The organism is Caulobacter sp. X (assembly GCF_002742635.1).
In the GTDB taxonomy this organism is placed as follows: Bacteria; Pseudomonadota; Alphaproteobacteria; order Caulobacterales; family Caulobacteraceae; genus Caulobacter.
On the sequence record NZ_PEGF01000001.1, the window covers coordinates 824,565 to 844,933 of the forward strand.

Here is a 20,369-nt window from a genome sequence, read left to right on the forward strand (position 1 = left end):
TAGAGCCCTTTTTATCCGATCTGATTGAAGCAATCAGATCGGAAAGGGCTCTAGCGCTCTCTGAGCACGGTCCGGAAGCCGATGTGCGAGGCGCCGCTATCTGGCGGCCCGGGCGTGCGCGCGGCCGGCCGATAGCGGAAGCAGTAGTCGTCCGCGCATAGGAACGAGCCACCCTTGATCACGTGCTTGGCGATGTTCGGCTCTTCGGGGTCGAGGGCGCGGATCTCGGGCGGGCCGCCCGTCTCGATCACGCTGGCGGGCTCGAGGCCAGGCTTGAACCAGTCCTTGGTCCACTCCCAGACATTGCCCGCCATATCGACCAGGCCATAGCCGTTGGGCGGAAAGCAGCCGACCGGCGCGGCGCGCGCCTTGAAGCCGTCATCGCCCAGGTCCTGGGCGGGAAAGACGCCCTGCCAGGTGTTGGCCCGGGGGCGCTTCGGATCCTGAGGCTGGTCGCCCCAGGCGTACTTCTTGGCGATCAGGCCGCCCCGCGCGGCGTACTCCCACTCGGCCTCGGTCGGCAGGTCGCGGCCCAGCCAGCGGGCGTAGGCCATGGCGTCCTCCCAGGCGATGTGGACGACCGGCCAGGCCTCCCTGCCCCGGATGCTGGAGCCGGGCCCCTCGGGATGACGCCAATCGGCGCCGGGGATCACCCGCCACCATTGCGAAGGATCGTCCGACCTCGCTCCCTTTTCCCCCACGAAAACGAGCGAGGCCGGACGCCGCTGCGCCGCCGACAGGTGGGCGTAGCGCGCGGGGTCGAGCGGCCGTTCGGCCACGGTGCGATAGCCCGTGGCCGCGACGAACCGCGCGAAGGCGGCGTTCGTGACCTCTGTGCGATCAATCCAGAAGGGCGCGACGCGGACGTTCTCCGGCGGCCCCTCCTCCGGCCGGACCGGCGCGCCGCCCATCAGGAAAGCGCCCCCGGAGAGCCTGACCATGCCCGCCGTGCGATGCGCCGGATCCGGAACGGGCAAGTCGGCCAGGCAAGCCTTGGGCGTCTTCGGTCCGCAGGCCGCCAGGCAAAGCGCCGCGACCGACAGGATCAGAAACCTCAGTTGTCCCAATAGATGTACTCGTCACTGGCTTTGGACGGCCGGCCGCCGGGATGGTCGATATAGATGGCGCCCGACAGCAGAGAAGGCCAGGCGGGCTTGACCATCTGGTTGTCCAATTGAGCCAGGATCGCCGTCAACTCGCGGACCTTGTCCGGTCGGGCCTTGGCGAGGTCGCGCCGTTCAGTCGGGTCATTGGCCAGGTCGAACAACCAGACCTTGTTCGGCTCCTGGGCGACCTGCAGCTTCCAGCCGCCCGCCATGACCACCTTGTAGCGGCCCGAGCGCCAGTAGATCGCCTTGTGCGGATCGCCCGAAGCCTGTCCCTTCACGAACGGGACAAGATCGACGCCGTCCATGACCCGGTCTTTCGGGGCATTGGCGCCGGCCGCCCCGGCGGCGGTGGCGAAGATGTCCACGTGGGCGACCGGACTGCGATAGACGGCGCCGGCCGGCAGCTGGGCGGGCCAGCGCAGCAGGAACGGAACCTTGATCCCGCCCTCGAAGAAGGTCGCCTTCCAGCCGCGATAGGGCCGGTTGATGTCGGGCAGGCCGATATAGTTCGCCCCGCCGTTGTCGGAGGTGAAGATCACCAGAGTGTTGTCATCCAGCCCGCGATCCTTCAACGCCTGCAGCACCCGGCCGACGTTGCGGTCGAGGTTGCGAACCATGGCGCCGTAGACCCGCAGGCGGTGATCCTTGATCCCGGATAGGGCGTCGTAGTCGGCCTTGGGGGCCTGCAGCGGCGTGTGGACGGCGTTGTAGGCCAGATAGAGGAAGAACGGCCGGTTGCGATTGGCGTCGATCGCGGCGACCGCCTGGTCGGTCAGGTAGTCGGTCATGTAGCGGTTGGGATGGAACAGCGGCCCGCCGTTGTACTGCACCGCATAGGGCAGCGCGCCCCACAGGAACTTGTCGATCGGGTCGAAGTCCTGGCGCGACTCCTCGACCGACGGATCGCCGACCGGCGCGAACAGCGAGGCGCCGGCCATGAAGCCCAGGCTCTCGTCGAAGCCCTGGTCCTCGGGCCGCGCCCCCTTGATTCCGCCCAGATGCCACTTGCCCAGGTGGACGGTGTGATAGCCGCGCGTCTTCAGCGCCTCGGCGATGGTCACCTCGGTCGAGGGCACGGCCTCGGTGTTGTCGTCCTTGGGGACGTTCTTCACCTCGGCGGCGTTGAATCGCGAGGGATGTAGCGGATCGCCCGCGTGACCGCCCACGACGCGCGAGAAGGCGACCGGCGTCGGCGTGAACTCGAAGCCGAACCGGGTGGCGTAGCGGCCGGTCATGATCGCCGCGCGCGACGGGGCGCAGGTGGCGTTGCCGGCATAGCCATTGGCGAAGGTTACGCCCTGGAGGGCGATGGAATCGATCGCGGGCGTCGGGACCGCACCGTCCGCGACCCCGCCGCCGTTCAGGGTGATGTCGTTGTAGCCAAGGTCGTCGGCCAGGATGAACACGACGTTGGGCGGACGCTCGCCAGACGCCGGCGCCATGGGCCCCGGGCTCCAGGCGATGGGGCGATAGGCCTCGATCTTCGGCTGCTTGGCGCGGGCGAAGAGGATGATCAGGTCGAACCGGAACAGCCAAAGGACCGCGCCAGTGACCCCTAGAACCAGCGCCGCCGCGCCAAGCGCCTTCAAGAGCCGCATACTCGTCCTCCCTCGCTCGCCGAGGCGGCAGCATATATATTGACACAACAAGTGTCGATAGATGGCGATGCGCCGCTTTTCGCCCGAAACAACCGGCCTGGCGAGAAACAAAGGTCTTGGGCGAATGGCGGCGTAGGACTATCCATGGCCGCAAATGCTCACCCAGACCGACGGCGCCGCCGCCGCCACACCCACGCTCAGCGCCGCAGAACGGGCCCGCAACCGACGCCGGGCGCCGGTCCGTCGCCTGCGCCTGGGCCTGGCGGTGTTCGCCATCATCGTCGGCGCGGCGGTCGTGGGCCAAGCTTCGTGGCGCAGCCTGGCGTCGAGCAAGCTGCAGACCCAGGCCTCTTCAACCCCGCTGCTGCTGGACAAGCCGCGGTTCACGGGCGTGCTGAAGGATGGCCGCGCCTTCCTGATCACCGCCGACCGCGCGCAGCGCGACTCGGAGGACGAAGATCTGGTCCGGCTGACCTCGCCGACCCTTGTTCGCGGCTATGGCCAGCCCGACGCCAGCCAGGCGACGGCCAAGAGCGGCGTCTATCGCGAGGCGGCGCACACCTTGCTGCTGACCCAGGACGTAAAAATCACCAACGGCGAAGGCTATGAGTTCGACGCGCCCCAGGCCCTGATCGACATGCGGACCGGCGAAGTCAGCGGCGATGCGGGCATCGCCGGCTCCGGTCCTGAGGGCAGCACGCAAGCCAACGCCTACAACGTCAAGGACAAGGGCGATCGGGTGATCTTGAACGGCCGAGTTCGCACGCGCCTGGAGCCGCGTCGCTGACGTGGCCAAAAAGCGGGTCTGCTTCCTCTATATCGCGCAGCACCATCAGGTCTGGCACAGCCTGTCGGTGGCCGTCGCCATGGCGCGCGGCTGGCCGAACCTGAAGGTCGAGATCGCCGCGACGACCCAGGAGCTGCTGGACTATGTCGCGGGCCTGCTGAAGGAGCTCGGCGGCGCGCCGATCGCGTTCGTTCTGCTGCCTCCCGCCTGGATGCGCCGGCTCAGCGGCGGCGGCGCGCCGCCCAAGGCGCCGATGCTGATCGCCAACGCCTTGCGGCTGGGGCGCTACGACGCCGTCATCACGCCCGAGCGGACCACCGCCCTTCTGCGGAAACTGGGCGTGCGCCATCCGATCCTGGTCTACACCCAGCACGGCGCCGGCGACCGCGAAGGCCCGTTCGAACCGCGCCTTAGGGTCTTCGATCTGGTCATGGCGGCCGGCCCCAAGCAACGCGACCGGATGATCGGCGAAGGCTGGGTGAAGCCCGAGAACTGCGCCATGGTCGGCTATCCCAAATTCGATCTAGTCGACGCCCTGCCCCAGCGCCCGGCGCCGCGCTTCGAGCGGCCGGGCCCCGTGGCGCTATACAACCCGCATTTCCATCCCGAACTCAGCTCCTGGCCGAAATGGGGCTGGCAAGTGCTGGAAGCGTTTGCGACCGGCGATCGGCACAACCTGATCTTCGCCCCGCATATCCGCCTGTTCGAGACCGCTTCCAGCGAAGAGCGCGCGGCGTTCAAGCGGTTCGCCGAGCACCCTCGGATTCATGTCGATCTCGGCGGCCCCGCGGCGGCGGACATGACCTACACCCGCGCGGCCGACCTCTATCTGGGCGACGTCTCCAGCCAGATTTACGAGTTCCTGCGCACGCCCAAGCCGTGCCTGTTCCTCAACGCCAGCGGCGCCGATTGGCGGGGCGACCCCAGCTTCCATCATTGGCTGTTCGGACCGGTGCTCGATCGGGTCGATGACCTCGGCGACGCCGTCGATCTCGCCCTCGCCAATCATGCCGACTTCCACGCGGTCCAGGCCGAAGGCATCGCCCAGACCTTCGACATCACCGACGAACCGTCCTCGCTGCGCGCCGCCCGGGCGATCGCGCGGCGGCTGGAGTCGCGCGCGTGACCACCGCTCCCGAAAACGCGCCTTCGCCGATCAAGCGCGTCCTGGCGAACGCCGGCCACCTGCTCAGCGGTCGGGTCGTCAACGCCGTGGTGGGCCTGGCCTACATCGCCCTCACCGCCCGCAGTCTCGGCAAGGAGACGATGGGCGTCCTGGTGATCATCAACGCCTTCGCCCAGTTCCTGGGCGAGGTCGCGCACTTCGAGTCCTGGCAGACGGTCCTGACCTATGGGACCGATCCGCTGCTCAAGCAGGAGCGGACCAAGTTCCAGCAGGTGCTGCGCCTGTCGCTGATGCTGGATCTGATCAGCAGCATCATCGGCGTCAGCCTGGGCGTTCTGGGCGCTTGGCTGTTCTGGAAAGAGCTGCGCTGGCCCGACGGCATGAGCGGCTATGGCGCGCTCTACGCCCTGTCGATCGGGGTGATGACCTCGGCGACGGGGGTGGGCCTGTTGCGGCTGTTCGACCGTTTCCGCTTCCTGGCCGCCGAGCAGGCGGTCAGCTCGTTCGTGCGAATGATCGGCTGCGCGATCTGCGCCGTCACCCACGCGCCGATCCAGTACTTCCTGCTGGCCTGGGCGGCGGGCACCTTCGCCTCGTTCTTCTACATCGCCGGCATCGCCATCTGGGACCTCAAGAAGCGCGGCCTGCTGGAGGGCTTCTCGCTGTTCGGCCCGACCAGCCAGGGGCTGCCCGGCGTCTGGCGCTTCGCCCTGTCGACCAACTTCTCCGGCACGCTGGAGGTCGGCTTCACCCACGTGCTGACCATGGCCGTCGGCGCGCTTCTGGGCCCCGCCCAGGCGGCGTTCTGGAGGATCGGCAAGCAGGTGGCCGACGGCATGGCCAAGCCCGCGCGCCTGATGGTGCCGGCGCTCTATCCGGAACTGGCCAAGATGCGCGCCTCCGGCGGGCAACAGGCCATGACCAAGCTGGCGGTCCAGATCGCCCTGATCGGCGGCGCGGCGGCCGGCGTCTTGCTGGCGGTGAGCCTGCTGGCGGGCCGCTGGATCCTCGAAACGGTCATGGGCGAGGCCTATGGCGCCGCCGCCGGCGTCATGAACTGGCAGGTCGCCGCCGCCGCGATCGGGGTCATGACCCTGCCGCTCGAGCCCATGCTGGTCTCGATGCGCGCCGCCGGCGCGGCCTTGATGGTTCGGCTTATCGTTGTGATCTGCTATTTCGCGGCGCTTGTTCCGCTTATCCAGCGTTTCGGCCTGACGGGCGCGGGCGCGGCTTTGGTCGCATCCGCCTTGGCGATGGCCATCGGCATGTATTTGATGGCGCGCCGCAGGCTCGCCCGACTCGCGGCGGAGGACGACTCCGCGCGCACGACGAAAGACGATGAAGGCCCCAAGTATGATCACGCCCACGGCGTCTGACCGCACCGTCCGGTTCGCCGACTTCCCGACCCTGACCCAGGCCCTCGATTTCGCCGCGACCGGCGAGACCGGGATCAACCTCTATTCGCTGCGCGGCGAGCTGGTCGAGGCCCTGCCCTACGCCAAGCTGCGTGAGGACGCCCAGGTCCTGGCCCGTCGCCTGCTGGCGACCGGCGCCAAGGTCGGCGACAGCGTCGCCCTGCTGGCCGAGACCGACGGCGACTTCGTGCGCGCCTTCTTCGCCTGTCAGTACGCCGGCCTGCTGCCCGCGCCGATGGCCCTGCCGACCCCGCTCGGCGGGCGCGAGGCCTATATCGAGCAGATCACCAACCTGGCCCGGTCAGCCAAGGCCAAGATCCTGCTAGGTCCGGTCGGCCTCAAGGACTGGGTCGCCGAGATCGGGCGGCGCGCGGGCCTCGACTTCGCCGGCGTCCTGGCCGACCTGCCGGAAGACGGCGGCGCGGCCCTGCCGACCATCACGCCGGAAGACCCCTGCTACCTGCAGTTCTCGTCGGGCAGCACCCGCACGCCGACGGGCGTTCTCGTGCTGCACAAGGCCCTGATGGCCAACTGCGTGGCGATCACCCGCGACGGCCTGCAGGTCGTGCCCAGCGATCGCGCCATCTCGTGGTTGCCGCTCTATCACGACATGGGCCTGATCGGCTTCCTGCTGGCCCCGTTGTCCTGCCAGATGTCGGTCGACCTCTTGCCCACCGGCGCCTTCGTCCGTCGTCCGCTGCTGTGGATCGACCTGATCTCGCGCAACAAGGCCACCACCGCCTACAGCCCCACCTTCGGCTACGAGCTCTGCGCGCGCCGCGTCCAGGGCCAGTCGCTCGAAAGCTACGATCTCAGCCACTGGCGCCAGGCGGGCCTCGGCGGCGACATGATCCGCATGCCGCCGCTGAAGGCCTTCGTCGAGGCGTTCGGCCCCGCCGGCTTCTCGGACAAGGCGTTCGTCGCCAGCTACGGCATGGCCGAGGCGACCCTGGCCCTGTCGATGGCGCCGCTGGGCAAGGGCCTGCGCGCCGAGACCCTGGACGTCGAGCGCCTTGAGCGCGACGCCCTGGCCGTCGACGCGCCGGAAGGCTCCGAGCGCGCCCGCGACTTCGCCCGCTGCGGCCCCGCCCTGCCCCACCACTTCCTGGAAGTGCGCGGCGAGGACGGCCAGGTCCTGCCCGAGCGCGGCGTCGGCCGCATCTTCGCCAAGGGCCCCTCGGTGATGAGCGGCTATTTCGCCAATCCCGAAGAGACCGCCCGCGTGCTGTCGGCCGACGGCTGGCTGGACACCGGCGACCTCGGCTTCAAGATCGAGGGCGAGATCGTCATCACCGGTCGCGCCAAGGACCTGATCATCCTGAACGGCCGCAATATCTGGCCGCAGGACCTGGAGTGGACCGCCGACCACGAGATCGACGGCCTGCGCAGCGGCGACGTCTGCGCCTTCGCGATCCCCGCCGAGCCGGAAGACCAGATCGTGGTGCTGGTGCAGGCGCGCGGCGGCGACGCCGACAGCCGCGCGGCCCTGGTCGAGCAGGTCACGACCCTGCTGCGCACTCGCCACGGCGTCGAGGCCAAGGTGAAATTGGTCGGCGCCCACGCCCTGCCCCAGACCTCGTCGGGCAAGCTCAGCCGCTCCAAGGCCAAGGCCGCCTATCTGGCCGGGACCTACGGCGACTGATGCCAGGCGTCGTCGCCGTCACCGGAGCCACGGGCTTCCTGGGCCGCCATCTGGTCCGCGCCCTGGCTGAAGACGGCTGGACGCCGCGCGTCCTGGTCCGGCGCGACCCAATCCACCCGCTTTGGCGCGACTTCGATGTCGAGGTCGTCGCCGGAGACCTGCGCACGCCCGGCGCCCTGGCCCGCCTGAGCCAAGGGGCCGAGGTGGTCGTGCACGTGGCCGGCCTGATCAAGGCCCGCTCGCTGGAGGACTTCAACGCGGTCAACCGCGACGGCGCCCTCGCCGCCGCCCAGGCCGCCCGTGCGGCCGGGGCGCGCTTCCTGCTTGTGTCGAGCCTGGCGGCCCGCGAACCGACGCTGTCGAACTACGCCGCCAGCAAGCGCGCGGGCGAAGACGCCGTGCTCACGGACTCCCCGAACGCGATGATCGTCCGGCCGCCGGCGATCTATGGACCGGGCGACACCGAGACCCTCGAAGTCTTCAAGTTGGCCGCCTCCAGCCCTGTCCTGCCGGTGCTGTCGCCAGGCTCACGGGTGGCGATGATCCACGTTCACGACGCCGCGTCACAGCTTGCAGCCTATTGCAAAAACCCAGTTTCAGGCCTGGTAGAGCTATCGGATGTGCGGCGCGACGGTTACACCTGGGCGGAAATCATGAGTACCGCGGCCAGCGTCATGGGCCGAAAACCAAGCCTGGTAAGGCTTCCAAGGGCGGGCGTCCTGGCCGCCGGAGCCCTTGCGGATGCTTGGTCTTTCGCCAGTCGAACCCCCACGGTGTTCGGTTTAGGTAAGGCTAGGGAGTTGCTTCACGCCGATTGGACACCATCTAGCGCTCCGATGGCCGAGGGAGTACCCAGCGTATTCGGTCTTCTCGACGGGTTCGCTCACACGGTCGATTGGTATCGAAAACAGGGCTGGCTGCCCTAAATTAAGTCGCCCCACGCAAAAGGGGCGGGAATCTGACAGACTCGCCGTTACATTAGTGTCACGGGTGGGGCTCCCGGAGGTTTGATATAGTATGGAAACGGTGACGGATCTCAGCTTACGCGAGATCGGGGTAGCGGCGAGCAAGGTTCTGGGGCGGCCGGTCGAGGTGCGCGCAGAGTCGCATATTGGCCGTGACCTCGCCGTGGACTCCCTGGCCCTCATGAACATCATCATGGAGCTCGAAGACACCTTCGACATCTCCATTCCGCTTGACCGTCTGGCCTCAGTCGAGACCGCCGGCGACCTTTCCAAACTGATCAACGATCTCCGGACTAGGGCTTAACTAATGGGGCTATTCGATAAGCACCTGGCCTATCGCGATGCGTACAAGGCCATCCAAGACGCCGGGGCCGACCCGTTCAAGGTCCGTTTCGACGCGGTGCATTCGCCGACCGAGGGCGTGGTGGAAGGTCGTCCGACCATCCTGCTCGGCACCAACAATTACCTGGGCCTGACCTTTGACGAAGAAGCGATCGCCGCTTCGGTCAAAGCCGTACAGGAACGCGGCACGGGCACCACGGGTTCCCGCATCGCCAACGGCAGCTTCGAAGCTCACGTCGAGCTCGAGCAGGCGCTGGCCAAGTTCTACGGCCGCAAGCACGCCATGGTCTTCACGACCGGCTACCAGGCCAATCTGGGCGTGCTGTCGACTCTGGTCGGCCGCGGCGACCACCTGATCCTCGACGCCGACAGCCACGCCTCGATCTATGACGCCTCGCGTCTGGGCCAGGCCGAGGTCATCCGCTTCCGCCACAACGACCCCGAAGACCTGGCCAAGCGCCTGCGTCGCCTGGGCGACGCGCCGGGCGAGCGCCTGATCGTGGTCGAAGGCGTCTATTCGATGATCGGCGACGTCGCGCCGCTGAAGGAAATCGCCGCCGTGAAGCGCGAGCTGGGCGGCTACCTGCTGGTCGACGAAGCGCACTCGATGGGCGTGCTCGGCGCCACCGGCCGCGGCCTGGCCGAGGCCGCGGGCGTTGAAGACGACGTCGACTTCATCGTCGGCACCTTCTCCAAGAGCCTGGGCGCCATCGGCGGCTTCTGCGTCTCGAACATGGACGACTTCGACGTCATGCGCGTCGTCTGCCGCCCCTACATGTTCACCGCCTCGCTGCCGCCGGCCGTGGTCGCCTCGACCATCACCGCCCTGCGCCGCATGATCGAGCAGCCGCAGCTGCGCGACCGCCTCAACCATAACGCCAAGCGCCTGTACGACGGCCTGACCGCCCTGGGCTTCCACACCGGCCCGACGGCCAGCCCGGTGGTCGCCACGACCATGCCGGACCAGGAACGCGCCATCGCCATGTGGAACGGCCTGCTGCAGGCCGGCGTCTACCTGAACCTGGCCCTGCCGCCCGCCACGCCGGACAGCCGTCCGCTGCTGCGCGCCAGCGTCAGCGCCGCTCACACCGACGAGCAGATCGACGCGGTCCTCAAGACCTTCGCCGAAATCGGCGCGGCTTTGGGCGTGATCGAGCCTCTCAAGCGCGCCCGAGCCTGATAGCGCTCTCATCGTTGAAACGAGAACGCCCGGGTCCAGGCCCGGGCGTTTTTGTTTTTGAGCTCAGGCCGCCCGACGCCGACCCTTCCAGACCTTCAGCAGCACCCTGGGCGCCGCCAGGATCGGATGCCGCTCGCGCCAGGGCGTGATCTCGATCTCGACGCCGGTATGACGCTGGATCTTCCAGGCGGCGTAGCGCGCCGCGCCCTGGAAGGTGAAGGCCGCCTTCATCAGGCGGGCGACGTTCAGCGGCTTGCCCAGCAGCTTGCGGGGCACCCAGGCCTTGCGCAGGCGCGCGCGCTCTGTCGGCTCCAGCGGCCCGCCCTGATCGTCCTGGACGGCCGTCATGACGTGGTCGTAGCGCTCGGGATCATAGGCCAGGATCGAGGCCTCGCGGCCGGCCTTCTCGACCCGCAGCTCGGCCTTGTAGGTCTCCTGGAACAGCGCGGTCCACAAGGCGCGCGGCGCGGCGCTCTCGGGCCCCAGCGCCTGGGCGAAGCGGGCGGCGGTTCGGCAGGCTTCGCTTACGGCGTCCACGACGGCCTCACGGCTGCCTTCGGCCGCCCAGACCAGGGCGCAAGGCTGGACGAAGCGCGCCCAGATCGTGGTGTCAGGCCCCGCGCCGCTCACGGCCCGCTGAAACTGAGCCAGCGTCATCGAAGCGACCTTGGCCCGCAGCGTCTCACCGCCCAGCTTGAGCTCGTGATAGCTGACGTCCGGCCAGAGGATGCGCGTGAAGAAACCTCGCCAGCCAGCCGGAGGTCGCTCGGTCAGGACGTAATAGTCGAGCACGCCGGAAAGATCGCCCGTGCGCAGGATCGAGCCATAGAACAGGACCGCCCGCGCGTCCGGAAACACGCTCGCCAAATGCTCGGCGAAGGCGGTGATCTGCGCCGGAAGCGCCGTGGCGAGCTCGGCCGCGACCAGGTCGCGAAGGCGACTCATCCGACCAGGAACCTCAAGGCGGGCCCCAGGGCGATCACCAACTCGCCGCCCTCGAACACCTCGCCGTCCAGCACGAACGGCGCGCAGCCGGCCAAGGCGACCTCCTGCGCGTCGCGGCGGCGATAGCCCATGCTCTCCAGCTTGGGCTCGGCCTTGCCGCTGAGCACCATCGGCAGGGCCTTCAGGAGCTTCCGGGGCGGCGCGTCGACGTCGAGGATCTTCAGCCCCTCGCGCGGCTCGCCGAAGGGCTTCAGACCGAACGGCAGGCGCTTCAAGGCGGTGGCGACCACGGCGAAGCGTTCGTCGCCGGGCTGGGCCTCGCCGTCGAGGCTGAGCTTGGCCGGCACGCCCTCGCGCCACTCGTCCCGCGCGCCGCCGAACAGCGCGCCGAAGGTGGCCGTGGCGATCGTCACGCCCACCGCCAGATTATGGAAGAAGCCGACCTTGTGGACCTTCTGGGACAGGTTCGTGGCCTTCACCAGGGCGCCGACGCCGAAGAAGAAGCCCTGCAGGCAAGGGCGATGACCGTCGACCCAACTGATCCGCAACGGCGGGCGCTCCTTGATCCGCGGCTCGCTCTGGCGGACGGCGTTCAGAGCCTCCTCCAGCCGCCAGCCACGCTGGGCGCCAAGGTCGATCGCCAGCACGTTGGTCTTGCCCGACGGCAGCACCGCCAGCAGCGGCAGGTCCTCGCCGAAGGTGTGCGGCAGCAAGCTGATGACGTCGCGCACCGTGCCGTCGCCGCCGTCGATGACCAGCAGGTCAAGACCATCCCGCGCGAAGTCCTCGAGCACCGTCCGCAGGGCGTCGCGCCCGAAGGGCTCGGCCAGCCGCACGCCTTCGGGCGTCGGCCCGGGCGGGTTCATCCGATTGCCGTGGCTTTCTGGATTACGGATGACCGCGACGCGCGTCATTTCGCCAACCACGATTGGATCGAGCCCTTGGGGGCGGCCAAGCCTTGCAGGATCTGGACGGCGTGCACGAGGAAACACACGGCGGTCCAGATCGCCACCAGGGTGAAGCCAACATCCGGGCGACCGATCAACGCGCAGCCGGTCATCAGGATCAGGTTCGGGTTCCGGCGCGCGGTGATCAGGCGGAAAAAGCTGTCGAACGGCCGCCAAGCGTGCATCTCCAGCTTGAACAGGGCCAGGAAGATCCCCTCCTCCACCCGCTGGGCGACATAGCCGCCGATGACGATGGCGAGGCTGAGCGCCGGATAGGGGATCGACTGGCCGACGGCGTAGACGCCGACAAACCAGGCCCACCACCAGAACGGCGGGTGCAACAGGTCGATGCCGTGGTCGAAGACATTGCCCCACTTCGACGAGGTCAGGGTCACGCGGGCCAGCTTGCCGTCGACGGTGTCGAGGAAGGTCATGATCCAGGCGCAGACCAGGCCCCAGCCGAACTGCCCATGCCAGAACAGCCAGGTGGCGGCCAGGGTCAGCAGGAAGCCGATGAAGGTCACCTGGTTTGGCGTCATCTTCGCCAGGGCGCACCAGCGGGTCACGACGCGCGCCGGCGCGGGCCAGACGTACTTGGTGACGAGGTCCGTGACGCCCTTGTACGAGCCCTGGAACAGGCGCTTTTCGACCGCTCGCACCGTCTCGGGCGTCAGGCGCTCCAGCACCGGCGGCTCGCGCTTGCGCAGGGCGCTGTTGTAGGCCGAACCTAGCTCCAACGCGGTCAGTCGCGTCAGACGCGGGTCCAGTCCCGAGGGATCCTGCCCCCCGGCCAGCGCCTCGGAGACGGCGTAGGCCAGGTTGGCCGGGGCATGCGCCGCGACAGCCCTGCCCGTCTCGTCGACCAGCACAGCGCCCTCGCGGCCCGCCAAGGCCTTGATCAGCGACTCGTCGAACACCCAGCCGGCGTCGACCACGACCGCCGCATGCGACAGATCGACGGCCGGCGTCTCGACCAGGCCAAGACGCCGATAGATGCGCGACAAGCGCTCGCGCGAGGTCATGCCCCAAATGCGGCCGCCGGCCTCGCCGACGGTCAGAGCCCGGGGCGCTTCACCCGCGGTGTTTTGAATTTCAACGCTCAAGAACCGATATACCCCTTGAAACCCGCGCCGATTGATAAGCAGCTTCGGCTGCTTCGACCAGAACGACCCGAAAGATCCTGTCCATTTACCGCATCGCCCACATGTCCGACCCCCACCTGCCGCCGCCGCCCGGCGCGTTCGGGTGGAAGGACGTCTTCACCAAGCGCCTCCTCAGCCGCATCGCCTGGCGCAAGAAGCGCAAGGTTCACCGCCCCGAAGTGCTTGAAGCCCTGGTGGCCGATCTGAAGGCCTCCGCGCCCGATCATGTGGTGATTAGCGGCGATCTCACCAACTTTGCTTCGCCCACTGAGATTTCGGCGGCGCGCAAATGGCTGGAATCCTTGGGCGAACCGGCGGACTTCACCGTCAGTCCCGGCAACCATGACGCGCTGGCCGGCGCGGGCGGCCACGAGCGGTTCGCGATATGGGCGCCCTGGCTGGGCGATACGGGCGAGAGTCGCTTTCCCCAGGTCCGGGTGCGCGGCCCCGTGGCGATCTTCAATCTCTGCTCGGCCGCGCCCACCGCCCCGCACCTGGCCACCGGCCGCCTCGGCCAGGAGCAGCTGGCGAAGCTGGACGCCGCCCTGGCCGATCCCGCCTATGCGGGCCTCTTCCGCCTGGTCGTGCTGCACCACCCGCCGCACGAGGGCGCGGTCTCAAAGCGCAAGTCGCTCGACGATCGCCACGCCCTGCGCGACGTCCTCCAGCGGCGCGGCGCGGATCTCGTGCTGCACGGTCACGCCCACGAGGCGCTGCTGGGCGCCCTGCGCGGGCCGGACGGCGTCACCATCCCGGTGCTGGGCGTCCCATCCGCCTCCGCCCGCCCCAACCGACACGGCCCAGCCCGCTGGAACGCCATCGAGATCGAGCCCCGGACCAGCGGCGGCTTCGACGTCCGGATCGTGGCGCGCGGGATCGAGGCGGGCCGCGAGGGCCTGGCCGAACTGGGCCGCTTCAGTCTTTCGGACGCCGCTCAGCGCGGATAGCGGATCTTGATCCGGATCGTGTTGTCGCCGGGCTTCACCATGAAACGGACGGCGTCGTAGGACGGCTTGGCGTATCGGGTCGGCGCGTCGTTCGAGAAGCCGTAGCCTTCCGTGGGCAGGCCCTGCGGATTGCGATCCAGCTCCCGATCGGTGTCGACGTCATGATAGGCCTCGACCGCATAGGCGTCGGCGACGGGCAGGTTGAAGCAAGCCTGGGTCATGGGGGCCGAGGCCTTGACCCTCTGGCGCAGCAGCTTGCCGCGCGGGACCAGGAAACGATCCGGATCGGCAGGATAGACGGTGATCGACACCTCGCCGGCGTTCGAACGCAGCGCGCCGACCTGCACGATCAGCCGCACATCCCCCTTGCGACCGACGCAGTCCTTGTCGGTCAGGGGCGCGGCCAGCCCCTCGGCGCTCGCCGAGCCCGCCGCCAAAGTCGCGAAGATCGCGCCGATGAGAACGGATCGTGCTTTCATCTAAAACGCCGCATCCCTATTGTTACGCCCAGGCGACATCAGCCTGAAGTTCCCGGCTTTCTCATGACCAATCCCACCGCCCTGGCGTTCGGCTATCCCGGTTCGAAGATCGCGGAGACCGATCACTGGCTGATTCTGCTCCGACCGAAGCAGCCGACATTTGGGTCTTTGGTGCTGGTGTGCAAGGAAGCTGTCCAGGCGTTCTCCGAGGTGAGTCCCGCCGCCTTCGCGGACTTGCAGGTCGCCGTGGCCGGCATCGAGCGTCTGCTGAAGGCGCAGGTCGACTATGAGAAGATCAATTACCTGATGCTGATGATGGTCGACAAAGACGTCCATTTCCACGTGTTGCCGCGCTATGCGGGCGTTCGCGAGCACGAGGGCCTGACCTTCACGGACGCCGGCTGGCCGGCCGCGCCGGCCTTGGGCTCGGCCGTGGAGCTGTCATCCGACGCGGTCGAGCGCCTGGCCGCCCGTTTCGCCAAGGCCTGGGTCAAAGCGTGAGCGCCAAGACGATGTCCGCCGGTCCCGTGCGCCTGATCGACCGCTACCTGCTGCGCCTGCTGTTCTGGCCGCTGGTCGGCTGCCTGGGCGTCACGGTCGTGGCCCTGCTGCTGGAGCGCATCCTGCGCCTGCTGGACGCCCTGTCGCAAAGCAGCGCGCGGTTCGGCTATGTCGCTCAACTCGCCGCCAATCTGGTGCCGCACTATCTGGGCCTGGCCCTGCCGGTGGCCTTCTTCGTGGCGCTGTTCATCGTCATCGTGAAGCTGTCGGACGGCTCCGAGGTCGACGCGCTGCTGGCCAGCGGTCAGTCGCTGGAGCGGATCGCCGCGCCCTTCCTGGCCGTCGGCCTGTTCCTCAGCGTCTTCAGCCTGATCGTCTTCGGCTACATGCAGCCCTACAGCCGCTACGCCTATCGGGCGGTGATGCACGCGGCGGTCAACGCCGGCTGGAACGGACGCCTGGCGGGCGGCGCCTTCATCGACGACAAGGGCTCGCTGTTGACGGCCGACAGCGCCGACATCGCGGGTCAACGCCTGACCCGGGTGTTCATCCGCCGCCAGGACAGCAAAGGGCAGGAAGAGATCATCACCGCCGCCGCGGCGGATCTGAAACTGGATCCCGACGGCAAGACCGTGACCATGGATTTGCACGACGGCCGCCGCATTGGCCGAGACGCCAGGGGCGACTATCGCAATCTGGCCTTCAGCAGCCTGACGACCCAGACGCCCCTGGCGGCGGCCGCCGTCCTGCTGCGCGATCGCGGCGGCGACGAGCGCGAGCTGACCCTGGGCGAACTGGCCAAGCAGGCCAAGTCGCCGAATCCGGTGGTGTCCAAGGGCACATTGCTCAGCGAGCTGTACGGGCGCCTCGCCCGCGCGGCGTTCCTGCCTTTCCTGCCGCTGCTGGCCTTCCCGCTGGGCCTGGCCTCCAAGCGCGGCAACCGCGCGCCCGGCCTGATCATGGCCGGCGTGTTGCTGCTGGCCTTCCAGCACGCCCTGTTGCTGGGTCAAAGCCTGGCCAAGGCGGACAAGGTCGCGGCGGCGCCGGCGATCTGGATCCCGTTCGCTCTGTTCTCCGGCTTCGCCCTCTGGCTGTTCCTAGGCAGCCGGACGCGGCCGGGCGACACGCCAGTCTCGCGCCTGGTCCGCCGCATCAACAATCTGGTCAAGCGCGTGGTCCACGCCCTGCCCCTGCCGAAACGACAACCCGCATGAAGCTGCAGCTCTACGTCCTGCGGACCGTCGCCACCCGCATCCTCGGCGCGGCGCTGATCCTGATGTCCATCCTGCAGATCCTGGACCTGCTGGACGTCACCACCGACATCCTCGACCGCGGCCTGGGCGTCGCGGGCGTGGCCTATTACGCCGCTCTGCGCCTGCCGCGCCTGTTCGAGCAGGTGGCGCCGATCGCCGTGCTGGCCGGCGGGCTGTTCGCCTTCTCGCAACTGGCCCGCGAGAGCGCCGTGGTGGCCATGCGCGCCAGCGGTATCTCCGGCTATCGCATCGTCGCCATGGCCATGCCGGCCGTCATCGTCGTCATGCTGCTGGACGCCCTGTGCGGCCAAGTCCTGGCGCCGCGCGCCGACCCGACCCTGGCCGATTGGTGGAGGAACACGACTCCGGTCGCCGAGCGCAAGGCGCCCACGCCCCGCACCTTCCGCGCCGGCGCCGACCTGGTCATCGGGGCGGACGCCTCGGCGGACGGCCGTGAGATCAGCAACGTCACCATCTTCCGCCGCAACGCCAAGGGCATCCTGGTCGAAAAGGTCGAAGCGCCGAAGGCGCTCTATGCCGGCGGCGCCTGGACCCTGGAAAGCCCCAAGACCACCCGCTTCGTTGGAGACCTGGCCCAAGCCTCGACCGCCGCCTCGACCCGCTGGCCGACGTCCCTGCGTCCGCAGGATGTCCAGGGCCTGTTCGGCGATGACAGCGCCCCCACCGCGGCTTCGGCGCGGCGCGCGCTTGAGAACGGCGGATCGGACCGGCCCGAAAGCTTCTACGCCACCCACTTCCAGTCGGCGTTCGCCAGCCCCTTCGTCTCGCTGGTCATGCTGCTGCTGAGCGCGCCGGTGGCGCTGGCCAACTTCCGCAGCGGTCAGGGCGCGGTCCTGCTGACGGCGGGTCTCGGCGCGGGCCTTCTGTTCCTCGTGGCCAACGGCATGCTCACCGCCCTTGGCGAATCCGGCGCCCTGTCGCCATTCCTGGCCGTCTGGGCGGCTCCCGCCATCTTCGGCGCGCTGGCGGCGCGCACCTTCTTGGCCCTGGAGGGTTGATGCCTTTCGACTCCACGAACGCCGACCTGCAGGTCATCCCGGTCAAGACGCCCGCCGAGCTGAAGCGCTTCATCGCCCTGCCCGCGCGGCTGAACGCCAAGGATCCGAACTGGATCACGCCCCTGATGATGGAGCGGACCGAGGCCCTGACGCCGAAGACCAACCCGTTCTTCGCCCACGCCGAGGTCCAGCTGTTCCTCGCCACGCGCGGCGGCCGCGACGTCGGCCGGATCAGCGCCCAGATCGACCAGCTGACCCCGCAACCGACGCCGGGCCGCCTGGACGGCCACTTCGGCATGATCGCCGCCGAGGACGACGCGGCCGTCTTCCAGATCCTGTTCCGCACGGCCGAGGACTGGCTGAGGGCTCGCGGCCGCACCCACATCGTCGGCCCGTTCAACCTGTCGATCAACGAAGAGGTCGGCCTGCTGGTCTGGGGCTTCGACACCCCGCCGATGATCCTGATGGGCCACGATCCGGCCTATGCCGGCAAGCGCGTCGAGGAGCAGGGTTACGTCAAGGCCCAGGACGTCTTCGCCTATCGCGCCGACGAGACGGGCGACATCCCCGAGATCGCCCAGCGCCGGGTCAAGCGCGGCCTGCCCGCCGGCGTCGTGCTGCGCCAGCTGGACATGAAGCGCTACGACCAGGAGGTCCAGACGCTGACGGACATCCTCAACGACGCGTGGTCGGACAACTGGGGCTTCACCCCCACCACCGAGGCCGAGACCGCCCAGCTGGGCAAGGCCCTGAAGCAGGTGATCGACAAGCGCCTGCTCTGGTTCGCCGAGATCGACGGCGAGGCGGCCGGCGTGGTGGTGTTCCTGCCCAACGTCAACGAGGCCATCGCCGACCTGAACGGCAAGCTCCTGCCGTTCGGCTGGGCCAAGCTGCTGTGGCGGCTGAAGGTCAAGGGCGTGAAGTCGGCCCGCATCCCGCTGATGGGCGTGAAGAAGAAGTTCCAGACCACCCAGCGCGGCCGCATGTTGCCGTTCTGGATGATGAAGGCCAGCCGCGATATGGCGATGAGCCTGGGCTATAATCGCTACGAGATCTCGTGGGTTCTGGAGGCCAACAAGGCCATGAACCACATCGCCGAGAACGTCGGCGGCACGCACTACAAGACCTATCGAATTTACGAGAAGGCTCTGTGAGCGGCTTCAAGGCGCTGATCCTGGCTGGATCGCGCGGCGGCGAGGTCGACCCAGCCGCCGCCTATGCGGGGGTGGCCCACAAGGGCCTGATCGTTCTGCAGGGTCGGACGCTGCTGGATCGAGTGCTGGGCGCCGTTCAAGCAGCCGGCGCGCAGGCGATCGGCGTCTCGGCCAATGACGAGACGATCCGCGCCGCCCTGGCCGGCGCGAACGTGAAGGTGCTCCCCCCTTCCGCTGGTCCCAGCCAGAGCGTCGCCGACGGCGCGACGGCTTTGGGCTTTCCGCTCGTGGTCACGACGGTGGATCACGCTCTGCTCAAGCCCGAGTGGATCACCCAGTTCGTGGCGGACACGCCGACCGACGCCGACGTCGCCGTGCTGCTGGCCTCGGAAGAGCGCGTGCGGGCCGCGGCCCCGCAGACCAAGCGGACCTATCTGAAGTTCCGCGACGGCCGCTATTCGGGCTGCAACCTCTTCCTGCTGCGCAACGAGACCGCGCTGAACGTCATCGCCGTCTGGCGCAAGGTCGAGGCGCTGCGCAAGCAGCCCTGGAAGATCGCCGCCATGCTGGGGCCAAGCTTCCTGCTCCGCTACGCCCTGGGCCTGCTGACGCTGGACGAGGCCGTGGCGCGGCTAGGGAGGCTGGCCGACGTCAACGCCGCCGCCGTTCGCGCGCACGACGGCCTGGCGGCCGTCGATGTCGACAAGCCGTCCGACCTGGACCTGGTGCGAGAACTGGTAGGCGAGGCCTAAACGGCCTCGGCCTCCTTGGCGGCCCACTGCGCGGTCAGGGCCCGGTTGCGGACCAGGTCTTCCGGGAAGTCCATCTCGGCCCACTCGAGCCCCTCGATCGAGCGCACGCGCACGGCGTCGTGGTTCTGGGCGATCTCGTTGATCACGCTGAGGTACCAGCGCTTGAGCCCCTCGGGCGTGCGCATGATCGCCTCCAGCGTCTTCACGAACAGGGCCGAGCCTTCTTCGTTGAAGCGCAGGAAGCCGATCGACTCGGCGTCGTACTCGGTGATGGTCTTACCGATGGCGCGCAGAGCGTCGCCCTGCGTCAGCACCTTCATGTCATCGGCGTCATAGCCGCCCGCCTTGCGGTCGACCGTCACCGTGATCGGCGCGTCGGGCGCGCTGATCAGACGCTCGGCGATGGCCGGCTCGAACAGGGTGTCGCCGTTCAGGATCATGAACGGCCCGCCGCGCATCTCGTCGCGCGCCAGCCAGCAGGTCGCGAGGTTGTCGGTCACGCTGTAGAACGGGTTGTAGAGCGTGCGGACGGTCATGCCCGGCAGGGAGAGGCGCGCGATCTCGGCCTCGACCAAGTCGCTGCGGAAGCCGGTGACCACCACCGCCTCCGGCACGCCCGCCTGATGCAGGTGGCGCAGCTGCCATTCCAGCACCGTCTTGCCGGCCAGCTCCACCAGGCACTTGGGCCGATCGTCAGTCAGCGGCGACAGCCGCTTGCCCTGACCGGCGGCGAGGATAAGGGTCTTGACCGGCTGCATGTCGTTCTAAAAATCTCGCTGGATCGGGGCTTGATTTAGCCCCCAAGGAATCGTCGGACCGCGAACCAGGCGGCCGCGAGCGCATAACTGAGCACGAACCGGCCTCGGGGCAAGTCCGCGCGCCCTCTCAAAAGCCGCCCGCCTTCCGTTGCGCAAGCCTCGGCGGATTCTTTTTTGGCGAGGAGGATCAATCGGCAACGGTCGACCGCGCCCGATCGACGACTTTCCTCGCCACACCCCATGGTTCAGCTTCGGTTCAGCTTGCCCCAAAGATTGTGGGGATGATCGACGGCCTTCCCCTTCCGGAA

At 68.4% G+C, this 20,369-nt stretch carries 20 protein-coding genes; 13 read left to right on the top strand and 7 right to left on the bottom strand.

Annotated elements, in window-relative coordinates; all coding sequences use genetic code 11:
- Window positions 1-50 precede the first annotated feature (50 nt).
- Window positions 51-1,067, bottom strand: coding sequence for a formylglycine-generating enzyme family protein (locus CSW60_RS03680; protein ID WP_099535968.1), 1,017 nt, complete (start codon window positions 1,065-1,067; stop codon window positions 51-53).
- Complete coding sequence (locus CSW60_RS03685; protein WP_099535969.1) at window positions 1,055-2,707, bottom strand: sulfatase-like hydrolase/transferase; 1,653 nt, start codon at window positions 2,705-2,707, stop codon at window positions 1,055-1,057. Before CSW60_RS03685 ends, CSW60_RS03680 begins: the two co-directional genes overlap by 13 nt.
- A 154-nt stretch (window positions 2,708-2,861) precedes the next feature.
- Here CSW60_RS03685 and lptC point away from each other — a divergent pair, with 154 nt between their 5' ends.
- The 7 genes from lptC to spt all read left to right on the top strand — a co-directional run bounded on the left by lptC (window position 2,862) and on the right by spt (window position 10,164).
- Window positions 2,862-3,494 carry an LPS export ABC transporter periplasmic protein LptC gene (lptC, locus tag CSW60_RS03690; RefSeq protein WP_099535970.1) on the top strand — a complete coding sequence of 211 codons (633 nt, stop codon included), beginning with the start codon at window positions 2,862-2,864 and terminating at the stop codon, window positions 3,492-3,494.
- A 1-nt stretch (window position 3,495) separates the two neighbouring features.
- On the top strand, window positions 3,496-4,620 hold the full coding sequence (locus CSW60_RS03695; RefSeq protein ID WP_099535971.1) for a glycerophosphotransferase: 1,125 nt from the start codon (window positions 3,496-3,498) through the stop codon (window positions 4,618-4,620).
- A complete protein-coding gene (locus CSW60_RS03700) occupies window positions 4,617-5,996 on the top strand; it encodes a lipopolysaccharide biosynthesis protein (RefSeq protein WP_099535972.1) in 1,380 nt (459 codons plus the stop codon). Before CSW60_RS03695 ends, CSW60_RS03700 begins: the two co-directional genes overlap by 4 nt.
- On the top strand, window positions 5,959-7,677 hold the full coding sequence (locus tag CSW60_RS03705) for a fatty acyl-AMP ligase (RefSeq protein ID WP_201722962.1): 1,719 nt from the start codon (window positions 5,959-5,961) through the stop codon (window positions 7,675-7,677). Before CSW60_RS03700 ends, CSW60_RS03705 begins: the two co-directional genes overlap by 38 nt.
- Complete coding sequence (gene cerR / locus CSW60_RS03710) at window positions 7,677-8,603, top strand: ceramide reductase (RefSeq protein ID WP_099535974.1); 927 nt, start codon at window positions 7,677-7,679, stop codon at window positions 8,601-8,603. Before CSW60_RS03705 ends, cerR begins: the two co-directional genes overlap by 1 nt.
- A 91-nt stretch (window positions 8,604-8,694) precedes the next feature.
- Window positions 8,695-8,946 carry an acyl carrier protein gene (locus tag CSW60_RS03715; RefSeq protein WP_013079816.1) on the top strand — a complete coding sequence of 84 codons (252 nt, stop codon included), beginning with the start codon at window positions 8,695-8,697 and terminating at the stop codon, window positions 8,944-8,946.
- A 3-nt stretch (window positions 8,947-8,949) separates the two neighbouring features.
- On the top strand, window positions 8,950-10,164 hold the full coding sequence (gene spt, locus CSW60_RS03720; protein ID WP_099535975.1) for a serine palmitoyltransferase: 1,215 nt from the start codon (window positions 8,950-8,952) through the stop codon (window positions 10,162-10,164).
- A 63-nt stretch (window positions 10,165-10,227) separates the two neighbouring features.
- On the opposite strand, the gene CSW60_RS03725 is transcribed toward spt, so the two are convergent.
- From CSW60_RS03725 to CSW60_RS03735, 3 genes are read right to left on the bottom strand one after another with little or no spacing between them, the layout of a single operon-like run.
- Window positions 10,228-11,109, bottom strand: a complete 882-nt coding sequence (locus CSW60_RS03725; RefSeq protein ID WP_099535976.1) for a hypothetical protein — start codon at window positions 11,107-11,109, stop codon at window positions 10,228-10,230.
- Entirely contained in the window at window positions 11,106-12,023 is a 918-nt protein-coding gene (locus CSW60_RS03730) for a diacylglycerol kinase family protein (protein ID WP_369801009.1), read from the bottom strand. Before CSW60_RS03730 ends, CSW60_RS03725 begins: the two co-directional genes overlap by 4 nt.
- Window positions 12,020-13,078, bottom strand: coding sequence for a CDP-alcohol phosphatidyltransferase family protein (locus CSW60_RS03735; protein ID WP_369801022.1), 1,059 nt, complete (start codon window positions 13,076-13,078; stop codon window positions 12,020-12,022). Before CSW60_RS03735 ends, CSW60_RS03730 begins: the two co-directional genes overlap by 4 nt.
- Before the next feature lie 158 nt (window positions 13,079-13,236).
- On the opposite strand from CSW60_RS03735, the gene CSW60_RS03740 reads away from it, so the two are divergent.
- Entirely contained in the window at window positions 13,237-14,145 is a 909-nt protein-coding gene (locus CSW60_RS03740) for a metallophosphoesterase (RefSeq protein WP_099535979.1), read from the top strand.
- Here CSW60_RS03740 and CSW60_RS03745 read toward each other — a convergent pair.
- Window positions 14,133-14,624, bottom strand: a complete 492-nt coding sequence (locus CSW60_RS03745) for a DUF2141 domain-containing protein (protein WP_099535980.1) — start codon at window positions 14,622-14,624, stop codon at window positions 14,133-14,135. The two genes, CSW60_RS03740 and CSW60_RS03745, sit on opposite strands and share 13 nt — an antisense overlap.
- A gap of 63 nt (window positions 14,625-14,687) precedes the next feature.
- On the opposite strand from CSW60_RS03745, the gene CSW60_RS03750 reads away from it, so the two are divergent.
- From CSW60_RS03750 to CSW60_RS03770, 5 genes are read left to right on the top strand one after another with little or no spacing between them, the layout of a single operon-like run.
- Entirely contained in the window at window positions 14,688-15,125 is a 438-nt protein-coding gene (locus CSW60_RS03750) for an HIT family protein (RefSeq protein WP_099535981.1), read from the top strand.
- Window positions 15,126-15,136: 11 nt separating this feature from the next.
- Window positions 15,137-16,339, top strand: a complete 1,203-nt coding sequence (locus CSW60_RS03755; protein WP_369801023.1) for an LptF/LptG family permease — start codon at window positions 15,137-15,139, stop codon at window positions 16,337-16,339.
- Window positions 16,336-17,397, top strand: coding sequence for an LptF/LptG family permease (locus tag CSW60_RS03760; RefSeq protein ID WP_099535983.1), 1,062 nt, complete (start codon window positions 16,336-16,338; stop codon window positions 17,395-17,397). The genes CSW60_RS03755 and CSW60_RS03760 overlap by 4 nt, the downstream gene beginning before the upstream one ends.
- Complete coding sequence (gene bcerS / locus CSW60_RS03765) at window positions 17,397-18,551, top strand: ceramide synthase (protein WP_099535984.1); 1,155 nt, start codon at window positions 17,397-17,399, stop codon at window positions 18,549-18,551. Before CSW60_RS03760 ends, bcerS begins: the two co-directional genes overlap by 1 nt.
- Complete coding sequence (locus tag CSW60_RS03770; RefSeq protein WP_099535985.1) at window positions 18,455-19,303, top strand: nucleotidyltransferase family protein; 849 nt, start codon at window positions 18,455-18,457, stop codon at window positions 19,301-19,303. The genes bcerS and CSW60_RS03770 overlap by 97 nt, the downstream gene beginning before the upstream one ends.
- Here CSW60_RS03770 and CSW60_RS03775 read toward each other — a convergent pair.
- Window positions 19,300-20,061: an NTP transferase domain-containing protein gene (locus tag CSW60_RS03775; protein ID WP_099535986.1), complete on the bottom strand. Its 762-nt coding sequence runs from the start codon at window positions 20,059-20,061 to the stop codon at window positions 19,300-19,302. The genes CSW60_RS03770 and CSW60_RS03775 overlap by 4 nt on opposite strands.
- Between the last annotated feature and the right edge of the window lie 308 nt (window positions 20,062-20,369).